The organism is Chelativorans sp. M5D2P16 (assembly GCF_034427935.1).
In the GTDB taxonomy this organism is placed as follows: domain Bacteria; phylum Pseudomonadota; class Alphaproteobacteria; order Rhizobiales; family Rhizobiaceae; genus Chelativorans.
In genome coordinates, this window is record NZ_JAXQNM010000029.1 from 1 (window position 1) to 17284 (window position 17284).

Annotated in this window: 14 protein-coding genes; 9 read left to right on the top strand and 5 right to left on the bottom strand. The window is 63.4% G+C overall.

What is annotated here, in order from left to right:
• Positions 1-34: 34 nt before the first annotated feature.
• Together SIN08_RS14645 and SIN08_RS14650 are read right to left on the bottom strand one after the other, a co-directional pair.
• Complete coding sequence (locus SIN08_RS14645; protein WP_322452343.1) at positions 35-337, bottom strand: hypothetical protein; 303 nt, start codon at positions 335-337, stop codon at positions 35-37.
• Between the two features lie 632 nt (positions 338-969).
• Complete coding sequence (locus tag SIN08_RS14650) at positions 970-1701, bottom strand: TetR/AcrR family transcriptional regulator (protein ID WP_322452344.1); 732 nt, start codon at positions 1699-1701, stop codon at positions 970-972.
• Positions 1702-1762: 61 nt separating this feature from the next.
• On the opposite strand from SIN08_RS14650, the gene SIN08_RS14655 reads away from it, so the two are divergent.
• The 3 genes from SIN08_RS14655 (at position 1763) to SIN08_RS14665 (ending at position 5366) form a co-directional block, all read left to right on the top strand.
• Entirely contained in the window at positions 1763-3553 is a 1791-nt protein-coding gene (locus SIN08_RS14655) for an MFS transporter (RefSeq protein ID WP_322452345.1), read from the top strand.
• A gap of 309 nt (positions 3554-3862) precedes the next feature.
• The gene (locus SIN08_RS14660; RefSeq protein ID WP_322452346.1) at positions 3863-4066 is read left to right on the top strand and encodes a hypothetical protein; all 204 of its coding nucleotides are present in this window, start codon (positions 3863-3865) and stop codon (positions 4064-4066) included.
• A gap of 136 nt (positions 4067-4202) precedes the next feature.
• On the top strand, positions 4203-5366 hold the full coding sequence (locus tag SIN08_RS14665; RefSeq protein WP_322452347.1) for an MFS transporter: 1164 nt from the start codon (positions 4203-4205) through the stop codon (positions 5364-5366).
• Between the two features lie 281 nt (positions 5367-5647).
• Here the strand turns inward: SIN08_RS14665 and SIN08_RS14670 are convergent, their stop codons facing one another.
• A complete protein-coding gene (locus SIN08_RS14670; protein ID WP_322452348.1) occupies positions 5648-6835 on the bottom strand; it encodes an ROK family protein in 1188 nt (395 codons plus the stop codon).
• A gap of 195 nt (positions 6836-7030) precedes the next feature.
• Here SIN08_RS14670 and tkt point away from each other — a divergent pair, with 195 nt between their 5' ends.
• The 6 genes from tkt (at position 7031) to SIN08_RS14700 (ending at position 14870) form a co-directional block, all read left to right on the top strand.
• Positions 7031-9058, top strand: a complete 2028-nt coding sequence (tkt, locus tag SIN08_RS14675; protein WP_416208078.1) for a transketolase — start codon at positions 7031-7033, stop codon at positions 9056-9058.
• 1 nt (position 9059) lies between these two features.
• Positions 9060-10655 (top strand): FGGY-family carbohydrate kinase, encoded by a 1596-nt coding sequence (locus SIN08_RS14680; RefSeq protein ID WP_322452349.1) that lies wholly within the window; start codon positions 9060-9062, stop codon positions 10653-10655.
• A 39-nt stretch (positions 10656-10694) separates the two neighbouring features.
• Positions 10695-11966: an ABC transporter substrate-binding protein gene (locus tag SIN08_RS14685; RefSeq protein WP_322452350.1), complete on the top strand. Its 1272-nt coding sequence runs from the start codon at positions 10695-10697 to the stop codon at positions 11964-11966.
• A gap of 70 nt (positions 11967-12036) precedes the next feature.
• Positions 12037-12927 carry a sugar ABC transporter permease gene (locus SIN08_RS14690; RefSeq protein WP_322452355.1) on the top strand — a complete coding sequence of 297 codons (891 nt, stop codon included), beginning with the start codon at positions 12037-12039 and terminating at the stop codon, positions 12925-12927.
• Positions 12917-13759 carry a carbohydrate ABC transporter permease gene (locus tag SIN08_RS14695; RefSeq protein WP_322452351.1) on the top strand — a complete coding sequence of 281 codons (843 nt, stop codon included), beginning with the start codon at positions 12917-12919 and terminating at the stop codon, positions 13757-13759. Before SIN08_RS14690 ends, SIN08_RS14695 begins: the two co-directional genes overlap by 11 nt.
• Positions 13760-13787: 28 nt before the next feature.
• A complete protein-coding gene (locus SIN08_RS14700) occupies positions 13788-14870 on the top strand; it encodes a sn-glycerol-3-phosphate ABC transporter ATP-binding protein UgpC (protein WP_322452352.1) in 1083 nt (360 codons plus the stop codon).
• A 461-nt stretch (positions 14871-15331) separates the two neighbouring features.
• On the opposite strand, the gene SIN08_RS14705 is transcribed toward SIN08_RS14700, so the two are convergent.
• Together SIN08_RS14705 and SIN08_RS14710 are read right to left on the bottom strand one after the other, a co-directional pair.
• A complete protein-coding gene (locus tag SIN08_RS14705) occupies positions 15332-15919 on the bottom strand; it encodes an SDR family NAD(P)-dependent oxidoreductase (protein ID WP_322452353.1) in 588 nt (195 codons plus the stop codon).
• A gap of 511 nt (positions 15920-16430) precedes the next feature.
• A protein-coding gene (locus SIN08_RS14710) for an IS5 family transposase (RefSeq protein ID WP_322449402.1) occupies positions 16431-17194 on the bottom strand; the annotation gives its coding sequence in 2 pieces (ribosomal slippage) (positions 16431-16885 and positions 16885-17194; 765 coding nt in all).
• Positions 17195-17284: the final 90 nt, after the last annotated feature.

Below are 17284 nucleotides of genomic sequence, written 5' to 3' on the forward strand. Positions count from 1 at the left end.
CGCGATCCGATGATGTCGCCGGCGACGGCGCCGATCACGACCCCTCTCCCGTCGGGACGGCGACGATGTACTGGGGAAGCTTTGCCTCGAACTCGGGGAAATAGCGGGCGATCACGGTAATATCGAAGCTCGAGAGAATGGCTTCCTTCGGCTCGCGATCCAGCAGGAAGCGAAAGGCGGCTTCCACGCAGTGGTCCGGCAGGCAGGCGCCATTCGTGAGCCGGTCGTAATCCGCGCGCGACATGGTCACCCGGTGGTGCGTCTCACTGCCGGATTCGCGGATCACGACATCGAACGTGAACGGATCCGAATGGCCGGTTTGCTTCACAGTGATCATGATTTCGCCTCCAACACGTCAGCAGCCCACATTTTTCCGAGTGCCTTTTGGCCTCCGGAACAGTCCCATGGAAACTTGTGCGTGCCGCGCCTTGCGAAGGCAGCACTTGCACGCTTAGGTCAGCCGTTTCCCGGGAGTAGCCCGATGACCGGCTCCAAGATCATGAATCCGATCACCAGCACCGCGATAAGGAATGCCAACCAGGGCAGCGTCCTTCCGGCAAGGGCTCTCATTACCGACACTACAGACCCATGCCGCCGCGGGGACACCGAGAAGACCGCCTCAGATTATGTCGCGGTTTGTGGAAGCCTTCGAAGTCGCTTGGCTTTGCACCGCCGAAGGAAGACGCGCTCGGCAAGCTGTCTCCGATGCTGGTGGTGGCCCATCTTGATTCGGAACGAGAGCCGGAGGAGCCTTCCTTCAAGCTCCGCGATGAAGTCCTTGATGCCATCGCTCTTGTCGAAGAGCGCACCTGATCTCTTGCCCAAATTTTAGTGCACCTCAATTCGCATTGCGTCCTGCAGCAGCACCGCGGAGGGTAGGGATCGAAGAGATTGAGCTATAATCAAATGTGGCCGACTGACGGCGGCGGTATGGGAACCGCATAAACCCACCAAGCCCAGGATCTCTGATCACCCGGAAGCCGAAAGTTCAAGGCTTGCGGGGATTGCATCGAACGCCTCCTCGACCCTGCAGATGAGCGTCTCGCGACCGCCATGTCCGCGCTCGCCTCGGCCGCCTTCGCCGCGACCGGCCACCCAGTTCTTGGCTCCGCATCGCCAAGCGGCGAGCGCGAACTCGCCGAGCATCCTGAGACGTACGTCCTCGCGGCCATCAATGCCGATCTTGTATTCCAGAACCTCGACCAACCGCCTTTGGGCGCGCAGCGAAGTCAGCTCGCTGTGATCATAAAGTACTGAACTCCTGGCATGCGCCGCAACCGCGCGCGTGCGGATGAAGCGCATGTCCCAGTTCTCGTCCATAGCTTGTAGGGTTTCAGTAAGCGCCTCCCGCAGCGTCCGCAGCACAGATCCGCGGAACGCCCGGTCCTTCAGCCGCTCGATATAGGCACTCCACAGTTCGGTTTCGGCGGCAAGCGCTACATCCTCTTTGGACGCATAGTAGCGGAAGAAGGTTCGCTTGGAGACTTCGACGGCATCGACGATGTCGTCGAGCGTCGTCGCCTCGAAGCCCCGTTCGGAGAAGAGATCGAGCGCAGCATCGGCCAGCGCACGCTGCGTTCGCTGCTTCTTCCGTTCGCGCAGCGGCAACGGTCGAGCACATTTGTCTTCAGGTTTCATAGGACGGAGACTAGCACGGTGGCTCGCAGTCGCAATCGTCTCAAATTGCAATATGCCACTCATTGCCAAAGTCCTCTTAGAAGCATATCTTGCTCCAGTCTGATCTGTGACCGGGAGAAGCTTGTTGCCCCATTTCCCAGCCCTGATCGTCTTGCTGACCGCCTCTACCCTCGGCGTGATGGCGGGCGCAACCATCGTACCCGTGCTGGAGGCGATCCGCACGGACCTTGGGGTCAGCGGAACCGCTGCGGGGCTGATCATCACCGCCCATGGCCTGGCGATCGCCGTCACAAGCCCCATTGCCGGCTGGATGGTCGACCGCTGGGGCGTGCGCGGGCCGATGGTGGCGGGGCTACTCGTCTACGGGATTGCCGGCGGCGCCGGCATGTTCATCAGTTCCTATCCCGTGCTGATCGGCAGCCGCTTCGTCTTCGGGGTTGGAGCTGCGCTCCTGTTCGCCGCAACATCGGTGGCAATGCTCTCGCTCTTCCAAGGTCCGGTGCGCGACCGGGTGATGGGCTGGCGCACGGCGGCAACGAGCATTGGCGGATTGATCTTCCCTCTTGTCGCCGGCGTGCTGGCGACGCTCATCTCGTGGCAGGCTGCCTTCGGCATCTACATGATCGCGATCCCGATCGGAGTTGCCGCAATCATCCTCGTGCCAGAGACGCACAGGTCCTCCAGCGCGCCGAGCGAAAGTGGTGTCGGTGCGCTCGTGAAGCGGCCAGTCCTCCTTGGCGTCTACGCCTTCATGTTCGCGCTGGCCGTCATGATGTACAGCGTGGCTGTTTTCCTGCCGCAGCGGCTGGCGGAACTCGGCATAACAGCGCCGATCGCCGTCTCCTACTACATGGTTGCCATGGCCGGTTCTGCGAGTCTCACCGGCCTCTTCTATGGCTGGCTGCGGGCGCGCGCCTCCTATGTGGCCTTGCTCCGAATGTCGTCGCTTTGCTGGGTGGCCGCTTTCGCTGTTCTCGGTACGGTCGAGAACCCGCTGGTTCTTGCTACGGCAACCTTCTTCCTCGGCATCGGCAACGGCATCACATTTTCCACGCTTTCCATTGTGATTGCCGATCTGGTTCCCGAGTCACTGCTCGGCAGGGCGACCGGCGCCTCAAGTACATTGATGTTTATCGGCCAGTTCGCCTCACCGCTTGTTGTTGGGCCGCTGATGGCGGCCACCGCCATCACAACGGGCTATCTTATCATCGCCGTCGCTGCCTGCTTGATCCTGTTCGCGCTCCTCGCCGTGCGCGCTCCGAAGGGGCGGATGGCGCCTGCTGTGGCCGGTAGCGGGCCAAATAGTCCCTCTCGGCCACGCTGCCGGTTGAAGTGCACCGAGGGATGGCTTATCTGTCTCGCATCCCCCTTGTATTCATGCAGGGACCGGAGACACCGGACAGGTCGGCACAGGGCGTTTCGCGCCTGGCATGGCCCCGGTGAGCCAGTCCGGATTTGCCGGATCGGCGCTCGTGGTCCTAGCCGCCTGAGCGGTCGAAGCCGTGGCTTTGCCGGGCGGCGAACGCGTTCGGATTCTCCCCGATCAACAGGAGAGAACCATTTGAAGAAGCATAATACCAAGTCCCGTCCCACTTCGGCCATTTCCGGCTCGACGGTCAATGTCTACGGATCCGGGCCGGTCCCAATCGGTCAGCGGGACAGGCAATGTGAACCAGTTCGCGCTCCCGTGCGGCAGGTGTCGAAGGTCCGCTTTTTGCCGAAAACGCGCAAGGAGACCGTCGATTCGCTTCTGCGCTATGTCAGCGCCTTCGGCCAGGGCACGGGCTCGGCCCATTTGGTCGACGGCGATTGGTGGATCGATCTGGCATTTGCGGAAGATGCGGTGATGATCCGCAGCCAGTTTCATGACCTTTTGGTTGCACCGGAGGAGGCATATGATGAATGCTGCCTCTGAACTGCGGCAGCCTGTTCCGGCAGGCTATCGGTCCCGCCGGACCTTGGCCATCATTCCCCCGGATGCCGGCAAGTCGGCCCACGGTTCGATGTCCTGATTGCCAGGGAGAGGGCGGAATATGGCGTCGATATCCTGCTGAAAAATCTCACTACGGAAAATGCCGGTGAACCTCCGCCGAGGGCAAGGCCGATCTGAAGGCATTCACCGATGCCGAACGCACGGCCATCGCCGGGAGCGGATCCTCCTGGCAATTACTCCAAGGTGCAGCCCTTCTCGGCCAAGGCTCCGAGCAAAGAACGAGGCGAGGCTATGAAATTCCTTCTGGACCGCGATGCTGGACAGGCCGCCGTTCGCCAGATCGGAAGTTATCTGCGCAGATACGGTTCCGGCCATCATTGGGTCGAAAAATATCGCGGTGACGTGTTCATCAATGTGGTTGAGAAGCGTGACGAGGAAATCCTCCGCAACGAATTTTCGGATCTGGTCAAGCCGGTCGATAGCGACGGTGAGTGAGTGGTCAGCGCCGCGATTTCCACCTGAAGCGTCAGAAGATCAGCCTGCCCATCAGCGTTAGTCAAAACCCGAAAGCGAATACTGGATGCAAAAGACCCCGCCTGCGCCGACAGGCTTGGTGATTGGAGCCATGCTGATGACCATGTCGTCGGCTTTCGGCCAGACCTATTTCATTGCCATCTTCGCACCGCAGATCAAGAGCGAGTTAGGATTGAGCGATGGAGGCTTCGGCAGCCTCTATGCAGCCGCCACCATCACGAGTGCCGCCGTGATGATGTGGGGCGGCAAAGTCGCCGATGTTTTCCCGATCCGCCTCCTGGCCATCATTGCGATTCTAGGGCTCGCGGCCATGTGCCTGGCGATGTCGAGCGTTGCCGCCGCGTGGATGCTGCTGCCGATCCTGTTTGGATTGAGGCTTTTCGGCCAGGGATCGATGGGTCATCTCGCGATGACCGGGGTCGGACGGTGGTATCTCCGCAGGCGCGGGCGCATGATGTCGCTTGCCGTGCTCGGCTTTCCCGCCAGCGAGGCCGTCATGCCGTTTGCGGCGGTGACGTTGATGGCGGCGTTTGGCTGGCGCGAGGTCTGGACGATCGCCGCGGCAACCCTCGTGCTCGTCTCCATTCCGCTCGTCCTGTTCTTCTTGCGCGCGGAGCCACGGCTGGGCGCTGTCGAGATTCCGTCAGGCGAAACATCGGGCGTGCGGCGCGAATGGACCAGGGCGGAGGTGTTGCGCACGCCGGAGTTCTTCGTGGTCGTCTCCGGCATCGTCGTCCCGTCTTTTGTCATGACGGGCATATTCTTTCACCAGGCCTATCTGGTCGAGGCGAAGGGTTGGAGCCTCGCCTGGTTCGCCGGCTGGTTTCCTGTCTACGCAATCACCAGCGTCTGCACGGCGCTTCTGACGGGATGGCTGGTCGACCGGTTTGCAGCGCGCAGCTTCCTGCCGCTGTTCCTCCTGCCGATGACCTGCGGCATCCTCGTCCTGGCGTTCTCGACGTCCCCCTATGCCGTGCCAGTCTTCATGCTCTTGGGCGCACTGACCAACGGCAGCGCATCCACCCTGTTGGGTGCCCTTTGGGCGGAGTTGTTCGGAACACGCCATCTCGGCGCCATCCGGTCAGTTGCCTTTGCCGGCCAGGTCTTCGCGTCGGCATTGGCGCCTGGACTGATGGGCCTGCTGCTCGACTTCGGAGTACACATAGAGGCACAGTACGTCGCCCTGGCGGCCTACGCCCTGGTTTCCTCACTCTGGCTCTGGCTATTCGTGCCGCGCCTGCACCGGATCGCTCATGGCTGATCACGGATCAGCGAAACATCAAGACTGGAATTTTGCAGCGCCGCACCATCTCGGTCGTGGTGCTCCCGATGATCAAGGACCGTGAAGCCCGGCAAGCGGTCTATCTCGCCTGGAAGGCGCAAACTTCCTCGTGAACCGTTCTGACGACCATGTGATAAGACCCGCACCAGAAAGCGTGGTGCCTTGCTGCCGCCTACTGCTCGTCTGCGGTCCGATGCAGCCGATAGGTTTCGGTTTGATGGCGGCCCGTGCCGACCTGCAATACGGCACACCATCGTTCCTCACGCGTCGCGAGGGCGGCAGGTGCGCGCGATGAAGTCCAGGTGCCCCGGTCCCGAGAAGATGTTTTCGAACAGAAGATAGGCCGCGCCGAAGAGCGCGCGCTCGGCAAACTGCGCGGATACCACGATCTTCAGTTCCCGCGTGGCAAGCGGAAGACAGCGCTGATAGACCAACTCGCGAATGCCGGAGACGAGGAGTTCTCCGGCCTGGGCCAGCGTGCCGCCGACGACGATGACCCGCGGGTTGAGAATGCTGACCACGTCGGAGATCACCTCGCCAATGGTGCGGCCGGCGTTGCGGATCAGCATGATCGCCTCCGGTTTGCCGGCACGCAGATGCTTCAGGACATCTCTTGCGTTCTCCGCCTCCAGCCCCACCGCGGTAAGGTCCCGGGCGATTGCCCAGCCGCCGGCCCGCGCCTCGACGCAACCCGGCTTGCCGCACCTGCACAAGGGAGCCTTTTCGTCGATGAACTGAATATGGCCGATATCACCCGCCGCTCCCTGCGCGCCACGGAACAAGCGTCCATCGGCGATGATGCCGCTGCCGATACCTGTGCCCGCCTTGATGAAGAACAGGTCGTCGATCTCGCCGTAGTTCTGGCGGTATTCATAGATGGTCATGAGGTTGACGTCGTTTTCTACGAGGGACGGAACGCCGAGTTCGTGCTGGAGCTCTTCGATGATGTTCAGGTCGTCCCAACCGGGCAGAACGGACGGACCCACGACCCGACCACGCTCGTAGTCGACCGGGGTGGGAAGACTCAGGCAAGCGCCGAGAGCAACGCCGTTGCCACTCGCGGCCGACGCCAGGCGCTTGAATTCCTCACAGATCATGGCGAGAACGTGCTGCGGCGGCATCGTGGTCGAATAGGTGAGCGTCGACTCATCGATGACCGTGCGGTCGAGGTCTACGGCGGCCAGGTGAACGAAACTTTCGCCGATGTCGCCCACCAGCATGAAGCCCGATTTCGGGTTCAGGGCGAGCATCCGGCTCGGACGTCCTCCGCTTGGTATGGTTCCGGTCGTCTCGATGACAAGGCCGGCATCAAGCAGCAAATTGAGACGTTGCGTCACCGTCACGCGAGACAATCCGGTAACCAGTTGCAGGTCCGAACGCGAGGAGGCTTGGCCGAGTGCGATCGGACTGAGGATTTCGCCCAGGTTCTGAAGATCAGCCTTTTCCATGCACGCTCTATCCCTTTCACCACGACGGATCATTCGTACCCTCAAACCAGCCAGCCATAAAGACGGACTATTACGTAAAAAAATATACCTAACTGGATTGACATGCGTTCAGAAAGTTTGAATCTTTGAGCAGAAAACGAAAATATACTGTTTATGTGCGCCCCTGCAGGCGCACGCAGGGGATGGTTTTCCTGTATGATGAAAAGTTCAGCCAGCATGTCGATGTCGAGTGTGGGGGATGTCGTGCGTGCCCTTGCGATGGACGCGGTGGAGAACGCCAAATCGGGACACCCGGGCATGCCGATGGGCATGGCGGAAATCGCCGCCACGCTTTGGCTGGACCACCTGCGCTTCAATCCCGCCAATCCGGACTGGCCCGACCGCGACCGCTTTGTGCTCAGCAACGGGCACGGCTCGATGCTTCTTTACAGTGTGCTGCATCTGACGGGCTACGATGTCGACATGGACGACCTCAAGGCGTTCCGTTCTCTGGGAAGCCGCACGCCCGGTCATCCCGAACGGCGGTGCGCGCCTGGCGTCGAGACGACGACGGGCCCGCTCGGCCAGGGGCTGGCGAACGCGGTCGGCATGGCGGTTGCGGAGCGCAACCTCGCCCACGGGTTCAATCGGCCCGGACACACCGTCGTCGACCACTTCACCTATGCCTTTGTCGGCGATGGCTGCCTGATGGAAGGGATCTCCCACGAAGCCTGCTCGCTTGCCGGCACGCTTGGCCTTGGCAAACTGATCGTCCTTTACGACGACAACGGAATTTCCATCGACGGTCCGGTCGGCGGCTGGTTCACCGACGACACGCGCCTGCGCTTCGCCGCCTATAACTGGCATGTGGTCGAAGAGGTCGACGGGCATGACATGTCCGCCGTCTCCCGCGCCATTGCGGACGCCAAGCGCGAGACCGCGCGCCCGAGCCTGATCTGCTGCCGGACCACCATCGGCAAGGGCGCCCCGACCAAGGCCGGCAGTCACGACAGCCACGGCGCGCCGCTCGGTGCGGAGGAGGTCGCCGCCGCGAAGGCCGCGATGGGCTGGCCGCACGAGGCGTTCGCCGTTCCTCCCGAAGCGGCGGCGCAATGGGACAGGCGCGGGTCGGGTGCGGCACTCGAAGCGGAGTGGAACGAACGGTTCGCCGCCTACCGCGCCGCTTATCCGGACCTTGCGGCGGAGTTCGAACGCCGCATGAGCGGTGCGCTTCCCGAAGGCTTCGAGGTCCTGTGCCGCGGCTTGCTCGAGGAGGCTGCCGAAGCGGGAGAGAGTGTAGCAACGCGCAAGGCCAGCCACGGCGTCATGGCCGCGCTCTCGCCCTCCGTTCCGGAGCTGATCGGCGGCTCGGCCGACCTGACGGGATCGACGCAGACCCTGTGGAGGGACCACGTGCCGATGACCGCCGGACGGGGCGGCGACTACATCTATTACGGCGTGCGCGAGTTCGCCATGGGGGCCATCATGAACGGGCTTCTGGCCCATGGCGGCTTCCGCCCGTTCGGCGGCACCTATCTCGTGTTCTCCGACTATGCCAAGAATGCCATCCGCATGGCCGCCTTGATGGAACTGGGCGCTATCTACATCCTCACGCACGATTCCATCGCTCTTGGGCAGGACGGTCCCACGCACCAGCCGGTGGAGCAGCTTGCTTCCTTGCGGCTCACGCCCAATCTCGACGTCTGGCGTCCCTGCGACGGCGTGGAAACCGTGGCGGCGTGGGAGCAGGCGCTGCGCAATACGACCATGCCCACCGCCATCGTCCTGAGCCGTCAGGCTCTACCCTGTCAGCCGCGCGATCGGGACACGCGCGAATCGGTGCGCCGCGGCGGCTACGTGCTGCGCCGGGAGACGGCTCCGCTGCGCGTCGTCATTCTGGCCACGGGCTCGGAGGTGGCGCTTGCCGTGGCGGCGGCCAAGCAGCTGGAAAGCGAGGATATCGGCGCGCGCGTGGTCTCCATCCCCTCGACCGCCGTATTCGACCGGCAGGACCCCGCCTACAGGGCGGCGGTGCTGCCCGCCGGCCTGCCGCGGGTCTCCGTGGAAGCTGCCGCGACAGACTACTGGCGCAAATATATCGGTCTGGAGGGCGCGGCGGTCGGCCTCGACCGCTTCGGCGACTCCGCGCCGCCCGATGATCTGTTCGCCCATTTCCGGATTACCGAGGAAGCGGTCGCGGATGCCGCGCGGCGGCTGGTTTCCGCAGAGCGAGCGGGGCGCTGATATGGCCGGACGATATCTCATCGGCCTCGACTATGGCACGGAATCGGCCCGCGGCGTGCTGATCGACGCCGAGACCGGCGTGCAGGTGGTGAGTCATACGGTTGACTATCCTAACGGCGTCATGGCGCGCATGCGCGACGGGGCGGAACTGCCGCGCGGCTGGGCGCTGCAGGACGCGAGCGATTATCTCGTAGCCGCGAGGGAGATCCTCACGGTGCTCGGCACGGGCAAGCATATCGAGTCGATCGGGATCGACTTCACGGCGAGTTCGCCGATGCCGGCCCATGCCGACGGGCGGGCGCTCTCGCAAACGCATCCCGACCGCGGCCACGCCTATGTGAAACTCTGGAAGCATGCGTCCGCACAGCACTTCGCCGACGCGATCAACGCGCGCGGCGGTGATTTCCTGACGAATTTCGGCGGCAAGGTTTCCGGCGAGTGGCTTCTGGCCAAGGCGGCCGAACTGGCACGGGAGGCGCCCGACCTTTGGGCGCAGACCGACCGCTTCATCGAAGCCGGCGACTGGGTCGTGTGGCAATTGACCGGCCAGGAGCGGCGCAGCCTGGCCTTCGCCGCCTACAAGGCGCAGTACGATGCGCGCGAGGGCTATCCCGCCGATGCTGTCGACGGGCTGGAAGCGCGGCTGAGCGCGCCGTTTCCCATAGGCACGTCGGCCGGCAGGCTGAACGCCGCCTGGCGCGCGGACACCGGCATCGAGGGGCCGTGCACGGTGGCCGTGGCGGTGATCGATTCCCATGCGGTGCTGCCGGCCGTGGGCGGCGTGCGCGACGGCTGCCTGGTCGCCGCGCTCGGCACCTCAGCGGTTTACCTGCATCTTTCTTCTGCCTTCAAACCGCTGCCGCCCGGCATCGAAGGGGTGGCGAAGGACGCCTCCGTCGCCGGCTTCTGGTGCTACGAGGCCGGCCAGGCCGGCTTCGGCGACACGCTTGCCTGGTTTGCGCGCACCTTCCCGCGCGGGGCGGAACTGTCCGACAGCTTCGCGGCCTACAATGCCGAGGCGGCGGAGCTGGCGCCCGGTGCGGGACGCCTTGTCGCCCTCGACTGGTGGAGCGGCAATCGCGTGCCCCTGGCCGACACAAAGCTGAGCGGTCTGCTCGTGGGGCTCGATACACACACGACGGCGGCGCAGATCTATCGCGCGCTCATGGAAGCGCTCTGCTTCGGCGCAAGGTCGGTGGTCGAATTGTTCGAGGCGGGCGGATTGCCCGTCGAGGAAATGATCGTGACGAGCGGGCTGGCGGCCAGCAATTCCCTGCTCGTGCAGATTCTCGCCGATGTCCTGGGCAAGGAAATCCGCGTCCCGGAAATCGACAACGCCACGGCCGTCGGCGCCGCCATTCACGGTGCCGTGGCGGGAGGGGTCGTTGCGGGCTTCGCCGAGGGGGCAGAGCGCTTTGGCGCGCGCAGCTTCCGGCGGGTAAGCCCCGTTGACGGCAACACCGAGGTCTATGCCAAGCTTTATTCCGGATACCGCGCGCTCGCCGAGACACGCGTCGTGCGCGACGTCATGCACGACCTGGCCGAGGTCGAGGCATCTGCAGGAAAACCGTCTGCAGGGAGGAGGTCGGTGGCCTAGCCACCGCAAACGCGGAACACCGCGAAAGGAGGAGAAGACATGACTGGCTTTCGGTATTCAAGACGTTCCGGCGCCGCTGCGGCGGGGGCCGTTCTCGCCGCCGGCGTTGCATTCGGCGCACTGCAACCCGCGCTCGCTCAGGACGTGACGGAGATCACCGTCTGGTTCGGGCGGGAGAACTTCATACCCGCCGATGCCTTCGAGACTTTCCATGCCGAGAACCCCGACATCCGGGTGACCACAGACGTCATCCCGCTCGAGCAATCGGTAGCCGACACGCTGCGCGCAGCCCGGGCGGGGCGCGCACCCGACATCGTGCAGACGCCGGCGGACGGCCTGGCCCCGCTGGTCGCCCAGGGCGCGGTGCGCGACATCGGCCCGCTGCTGGAAAAGTGGCAGGAGGAGGATCCCGATTCCTACAACGATCTCTCCCAGACGGCCTGGGACATGGCGTCCCTCGACGGCACCACCTATGGCGTGACGCTGTTCGCCGGTCCGTTCTGGTACACCTACCGTGCCGACTGGCTGGAGGAAGCCGGCCTCGACGTGCCGGAGACCTGGGATGATGTCCTCGATTTCGCGCGCGCCGTGAAGGACGAGGGACGTGTCGGCTTTGCGGTCGTGGGAAGCCGCGCGCACGATCCCGTCTGGTTCCTGTCCATCTTCATGGCCATGGGCGGGCAGTTCGAGAACGGCGTGCCGCAGCTCGATTCCGAGGCAGGACACTATTTGCTTTCCTTCTACCAGACGCTGGTGCGCGAGGAACTGACCTCGCAGGATGTCCTGGCCTGGGATTCGGGCGCCATGCGTGCGTCCTTCATCAATGGTGACGCCGCGCAGGCGATGATCGGCGACAACATTTATCCGACCATCCAGGAGACGCTCACCTGGGGCGAGGAGTGGAACGGTTCGGCGCCTCCGGTGCGGCCGGGCGGCGAAGACGAGGGGCGGACCATGACGCTCGGCTGGCCCTTCCTGGTGACCGAGAACGGCGAGAACGACGAGGCGGTGCTGAAGGTGCTGCGATATCTCGCCGATGCCGACAACGTTGCCGAGGTGTCCATGCGCTATCAGCCCGGCACGGTTCTCTCGGTCTTCGAATCGGAGGAGTACAACGCCGCCAAGCCATGGGCGTCGCAGTTCGCACCGGCCTTTGCCGAACTGGCGCCGCTGCCCACGCATCCGCGCCAGAGCCAGATCTATCAGATCCTGCTCGACGCCATGCAGGAGGCGTTGCAGAATCCGGACCGCGATGCCGCCGAACTCGCCGTCGAACAACAGGCGCGGATCGACGAACTCGTCAACGGCTGAGGCGAGCCGTCTGCCGGGACCGGCGCACCGCCGGTCCCGGTGAAGCGAAGGGAGGACGTGCGTGGCGAACATGCTTGCCGCCGCCAGGGAGCGCTGGCTCGAGACCTTGACCCCTTACATGCTCCTGCTGCCGGCGATCGCGCTGGTCGCCGGGGTGCTCGGCTACGCCGTGGTGAGCGGTACCGTCATGTCGTTCTACCGCGTCGAGGTGTGGGAGCCGGGCGAGCCCTTCGTCGGCCTTGCCAACTATATTGCGCTCTTCCGCTCCCCCGGTTTCCGCAATTCGCTGACCGTCTCACTCATCTTCGTCGGCGCGACGATCGTCATCGGCATCACGATGTCGATGATGCACGCGCTGGTCCTCAATCACACCAGCGTGGGCCGCAGTATCTTCCGGGCGATCGCGCTGATCCCCTATCTCGTCTCCGGCGTCGCCGCCGCCGTCATGTGGCGCTTTCTCTTCACCGGCGACAACGCCGTGGCCACGCAACTGATGGATATGTTCGGCCTTTCGACCGTCTCGTGGCTGGCCGACCCGGATCGTGCGCTGATCGTCGTCATCATGGCGAACATCTGGTTCATAGCGCCGTTCGCCACCCTCATTCTCCTGGCGGGGCTGCAAACGGTCGATCCCGAGCTCTACGACGCCGCCGAGATCGACGGTGCCAATGCGTGGCAAAAGTTTCTGCATGTCACCATCCCGTCGATCATGCCCATGCTGTCGCTTTCCCTGATGTGGCTCAGCTTCGCCAGCTTCAACATGTTCGACATCATCCTGCCGCTGACCGGCGGCGGCCCGGGACGCTCGACGGAGGTGCTGGCGGTCTACATGTACCAACTCGCCTTCCGCGACCTGAACTACTCGACCGGCGCGGCGGTGATGATCGTGATCCTTGCCATCAACATCACCTTGAGCGCCATCTTCCTCCGCGCAGCAGGACGTCCAGACAATGACCGGTAGCACCATACGGACGGGCACCCTGACGACCCGTATCGTGGTCTGGGTCGCCCTCATTCTCCTCACCCTGTGGGCGGTGCTGCCGATCGTCTGGTCCTTCTCGGCCTCGCTGAAGACGCCGCTGACCCTTTACACCAGCGGTCTCATTCCCGAGGATCCGACGCTCGACAACTATGCGCGCGTGATCACCTCCGACGGCTTTCCCACCTATCTGTGGAACAGCCTGTTTCTGGCGATCACCTCGACCGCCGTCGCGCTCTTCGTCTCCGTTCTGGCCGCCTATGGTTTCGCGCGCTATGCCTTTGCCTGGCGGCACGTGCTCTTGCTGTTCATCCTGGTGCCACGCATCCTGCCGCGCGCCAGCCTCATCATCCCGCTCTACTATCTCGTCGAGCGGCTCAATCTGCTCGACACCTACACCGTCCTGATCGTCACCTATTGCGCAACCGCCGTGCCCATGTCGACGTGGATCCTGATGGGCTTCTTCCGCGCGGTGCCGCGTGAGCTGGAGGAGGCAGCAGCCATCGACGGCGCATCGCTATGGCAGCGGATCTGGAAGGTGGTGGTGCCGATCTCGCTGCCGGGCATGGTGACCGCCGGCATTCTTTCGCTGCGCGAGGCCTGGAACGAGTTTCCCTTCGTCCTGGCTTTCACCACCTCCTCGGAAATGCGCACGCTGCCCTATCAGCTGTTCCTGTTGCGCGACAGCATGGGCATCCAGGACTGGTCGCTCATCAACGCCTTCACCATCACGACGATCGTTCCGATCCTGGTGCTCTATCTCGTCTTCGAGCGCCAGATCGTGAACGGCCTGACCAGCGGCGCCGTGAAATGATCGAAGTCGGCTTTCGGGGAGTTCGCATATGGCATCGGTGACCCTGACCGGAGTCAACAAGCATTACGGAGCGGTCGAGGTGATCCCGCGCCTGGACCTGGCGATCGAGGACGGCGAGTTCGTCGTGCTGGTCGGGCCGTCCGGCTGCGGAAAATCGACTCTGTTGCGCATGATCGCCGGGCTGGAGCCGATCACGGCGGGCGAGCTCAGGATCGGCGAACGGGTGGTGAACACGGTCGCCGCCAAGAACCGCGACATCGCTATGGTCTTCCAGAACTACGCGCTCTATCCCCACAAGACGGTGCGCCAGAACATCGAGTTCGCCCTCAAGCTGCGCAAGGCGCCGAAGGCCGAGACCGCGCGCAGGGTGGCCGAGGCGGCCGAGCTTTTGGAACTGACCCCGCTGCTCGACCGCTATCCGCGCCAGCTTTCCGGCGGCCAGCGCCAGCGCGTGGCCATGGGCCGCGCCATCGTGCGCAATCCGGCGGTCTTTCTGTTCGACGAGCCATTGTCCAATCTCGACGCCAAGCTGCGCGTGGAAATGCGCGCGCAGATCAAGGCGCTGCACCGGCGCCTCGAGGCGACATCGATCTATGTCACTCACGACCAGGTCGAGGCGATGACGATGGGCGACAGGATCGTCGTGATGCGCGAGGGCGTCGTCCAGCAGTTCGGCAACCCCATCGACGTCTACGACGCCCCGGCCAACCTGTTCGTCGCCGGCTTCATCGGTTCGCCCGCCATGAACCTCCTGCCCGGCGTCGTTGACCAGGACAGCCTGTCGATCCTGGAAACCAGGTTTGCGAGGCCCGCGCACTTGCGCCGGGAACCCCTTCCGGAAAACGTAATCTGCGGTTTTCGGCCCGATGCCGTTTCGATCATCGAGAACGGGGAAGGGATCGGCGGGACGGTCGAGGTCATCGAGCCCATGGGCGGCGAGACCATCGCCAACATCGATACGGACCATCAGACGGTGACGGTTCTTTATAGGAACAGGTTGCCCCTGAAGGTGGGAGAACGGGTCGGCCTCATGCCCGATTTCGCGAGCATGCACCTTTTCGATTCCGAAAGCGGGCGGCGGATCAACAAGCCTTCGCCCACTTGCGGTTGAGGACGTCAGGAGCGCGGCCTTTCGGACGACCGTGGCCGAGCAGTTCACCGTGCGCAAAGAGCGATGAAATTGCGCGTGCCGACCTGGCCGTCTTCCCGTGCATAACCCATGAACGTACGCCGGGCTATCTTCGGGATTGCCGTCGTGGCCGCCGCCAGCTCCGCGCTGAAGACATAGTTCTGGTCGTGGGCGCCGAATGTACATTTATGGGTGTGTACCGGCTCGCCCACGGCGATGTCGCGGTTGCATAGCCGATTACCTGGCCGAACTTGATGATCGGGGCGCCCGACTTCAGCGCCGCACGCGCGATCTTGTGGCCGGGGGACCAGGGCTTGTCCAGCGGCCGCCTTTCGCCCAGGGGGCGGGTTCCGGCCACCGCGCGGCTGGTCAGTATCGCAACGCTGTCGCGTTCGGACAGGATGAACGGGTTCGACATCGAAAAGCTCCCCGGCTGCATTGCCTCATATGCCGCCGGCCAGATATCCGCCATCCACCGCGATATCGGTCCCCGTGACGAAACCGGCCGTGTCCGAAGCCAGATATCGCGCGGCCCCCACCAACTCCTCGACTTCGCCGAAGCGGTTGCTCGGCGTGCGCATCAGAGCTGAACGTTTGCGCGCCTCCAACATCTTGTCGCGGTTGAGTTCCGTGAGGAAAAAACCCGGCGATATGGAGTTCACGCGAACGCCCTGCTGCGCCCACTCCGCGGCCAGCGTGCGCGTGAGACCGAGGATTCCGTGTTTGCTCATCGAGTAGACCGACGCACTGGGCCATCCGCGATGTGCCGCCAGGGAGGCGATGTTGATGATTGCGCCGCTCCGGCGTTCGAGCATCGCTGCCCCCAGGATCGTGCAGCAGAAGAAGACGCTGCGCAGATTGGTGTCCATCACCCGGTCGTAGTCCTCCTCCGCGATCTCGACCGCGGGACGAATGACCGTGGTGCCCTGGCAGTTGATCAGGATATCGGGTACGCCGCGACGCTCGGTCACGGTCGTGTTCCGGGAGAGCATCTTGAGATCATCGATCGCCTGTTGGATGGCGACCTGCAATCTGCGCGGCAAAAGATGTCCGAACACATGGACATTTCAATCGAGCGTGCCTTGGACCGCCTGGCCTATATGAACGAATATGTTCCCCTGAGGCAGAAGCCCTATTTGGCACCTTTGGCCTGAACCTCAGTTCCTGTCGGAAGTTGTAGTTTGCCGTATTGCATCTGCTTGCCTCTCACGTCGCCCATAAATGAATTTGAAGTATCCGCGCCGATGGGCTTTCGCACACACAGGGCAACGAGCACTGGAGAACTGCTCGTCGGCCAAGCTTCACCGCGGCGCAGAAAGCGATAACTTCGGCGACATCCGGGGTCTCGGCGGCCGACGATCTCTTCGCATGCCTGTGAAGGACTACGATGATATCGACAACATGATAGCATCCCCCTGCAAAGACTTCGCCGTTCGGCAGCGACCGGCACGTCTGCCGCGCGCCATTGTTCATGCGCGATGAGGGTGGAAGAGCCGATTGCACGTTCCTCGTCTGCAAGCGCCCTGCGCAAAGATTGTCGACCTAGTTCGCGTGGACAAACCTGATCCACTGTCTGATCGTAGCAATCTGAACGAACCCAAGGAAGCTTGCGGCCAGCTTGTCGTATCGTGTGGCGATGCGGCGTGAGTGCTTGAGGCGATTGAAGAAGCGCTCGATGCGGTTGCGCAGTGCGTATTTGGTTTTGTCGACCGGGCGCTGAACTTTGCGGTTCGACTTTGTCGGGATCACCGGGTCTGCGCCGCGCCGCTCAAGGTCGTCGCGAATGGCGTCGCTGTCATACCCCTTGTCGGCCAGCATCGCGGCCGGATCGGGCGCCTCCTCCTGCATCAGATCCTCGTAGGCGGCCATGTCCGAGGCCTGACCGGGCGTTAGGCAGAAGCCGATGGCGAGGCCCTGCGCATCCGTTCGGGTATGAAGCTTGGTCGTGAGCCCACCGCGCGAACGGCCAACAGCATTTCTCTGAATCCCCCTTTTCCGCCAGCTGCGTGCTGGTGCGCCCTCACGATCGTGCTGTCGATCATCTGCATCGCCGTGTCGGCCGCGTCGCTTTCGGCAAGGGCTGCCAGCATCACGTCCCAGACGCCGGCTTCCGTCCAGCGGCGATACTGGCGATGGACTGAGTTCCAGTTGCCGAAATCGGCCGGCAGGTCACGCCAGGGCGAGCCCGTCCGCGTGATCCAGAAGATGCCGTCCAGCACCTTGCGGTGGCCCTGCGGCCGCCGGCCGCCGCGAGAGCGGTTCTCGATCAGGAACGGCGCGAAGAACGCCCATTCCGCATCACTCATCAGTCCTCGAATCAAAGCTGCCCTCCTCAAAGAGCAGCTTTGAATCACGCGTCAGATAAAATGGGAACCGGGTTTGTCCACGCGGCCTAG

What these genes read in the sequence shown, in the direction of transcription:
- SIN08_RS14650 (WP_322452344.1), bottom strand. Translation starts at nt 1,701, where the DNA reads ATGAGTGGCATATTGCAATTTGAGACGATTGCGACTGCGAGCCACCGT.
- tkt (WP_416208078.1), top strand. Translation starts at nt 7,031, where the DNA reads ATGATGAAAAGTTCAGCCAGCATGTCGATGTCGAGTGTGGGGGATGTC.
- SIN08_RS14645 (WP_322452343.1), bottom strand. Translation starts at nt 337, where the DNA reads ATGATCACTGTGAAGCAAACCGGCCATTCGGATCCGTTCACGTTCGAT.
- SIN08_RS14665 (WP_322452347.1), top strand. Translation starts at nt 4,203, where the DNA reads ATGACCATGTCGTCGGCTTTCGGCCAGACCTATTTCATTGCCATCTTC.
- SIN08_RS14685 (WP_322452350.1), top strand. Translation starts at nt 10,695, where the DNA reads ATGACTGGCTTTCGGTATTCAAGACGTTCCGGCGCCGCTGCGGCGGGG.
- SIN08_RS14700 (WP_322452352.1), top strand. Translation starts at nt 13,788, where the DNA reads ATGGCATCGGTGACCCTGACCGGAGTCAACAAGCATTACGGAGCGGTC.
- SIN08_RS14695 (WP_322452351.1), top strand. Translation starts at nt 12,917, where the DNA reads ATGACCGGTAGCACCATACGGACGGGCACCCTGACGACCCGTATCGTG.
- SIN08_RS14680 (WP_322452349.1), top strand. Translation starts at nt 9,060, where the DNA reads ATGGCCGGACGATATCTCATCGGCCTCGACTATGGCACGGAATCGGCC.
- SIN08_RS14660 (WP_322452346.1), top strand. Translation starts at nt 3,863, where the DNA reads ATGAAATTCCTTCTGGACCGCGATGCTGGACAGGCCGCCGTTCGCCAG.
- SIN08_RS14670 (WP_322452348.1), bottom strand. Translation starts at nt 6,835, where the DNA reads ATGGAAAAGGCTGATCTTCAGAACCTGGGCGAAATCCTCAGTCCGATC.
- SIN08_RS14690 (WP_322452355.1), top strand. Translation starts at nt 12,037, where the DNA reads ATGCTTGCCGCCGCCAGGGAGCGCTGGCTCGAGACCTTGACCCCTTAC.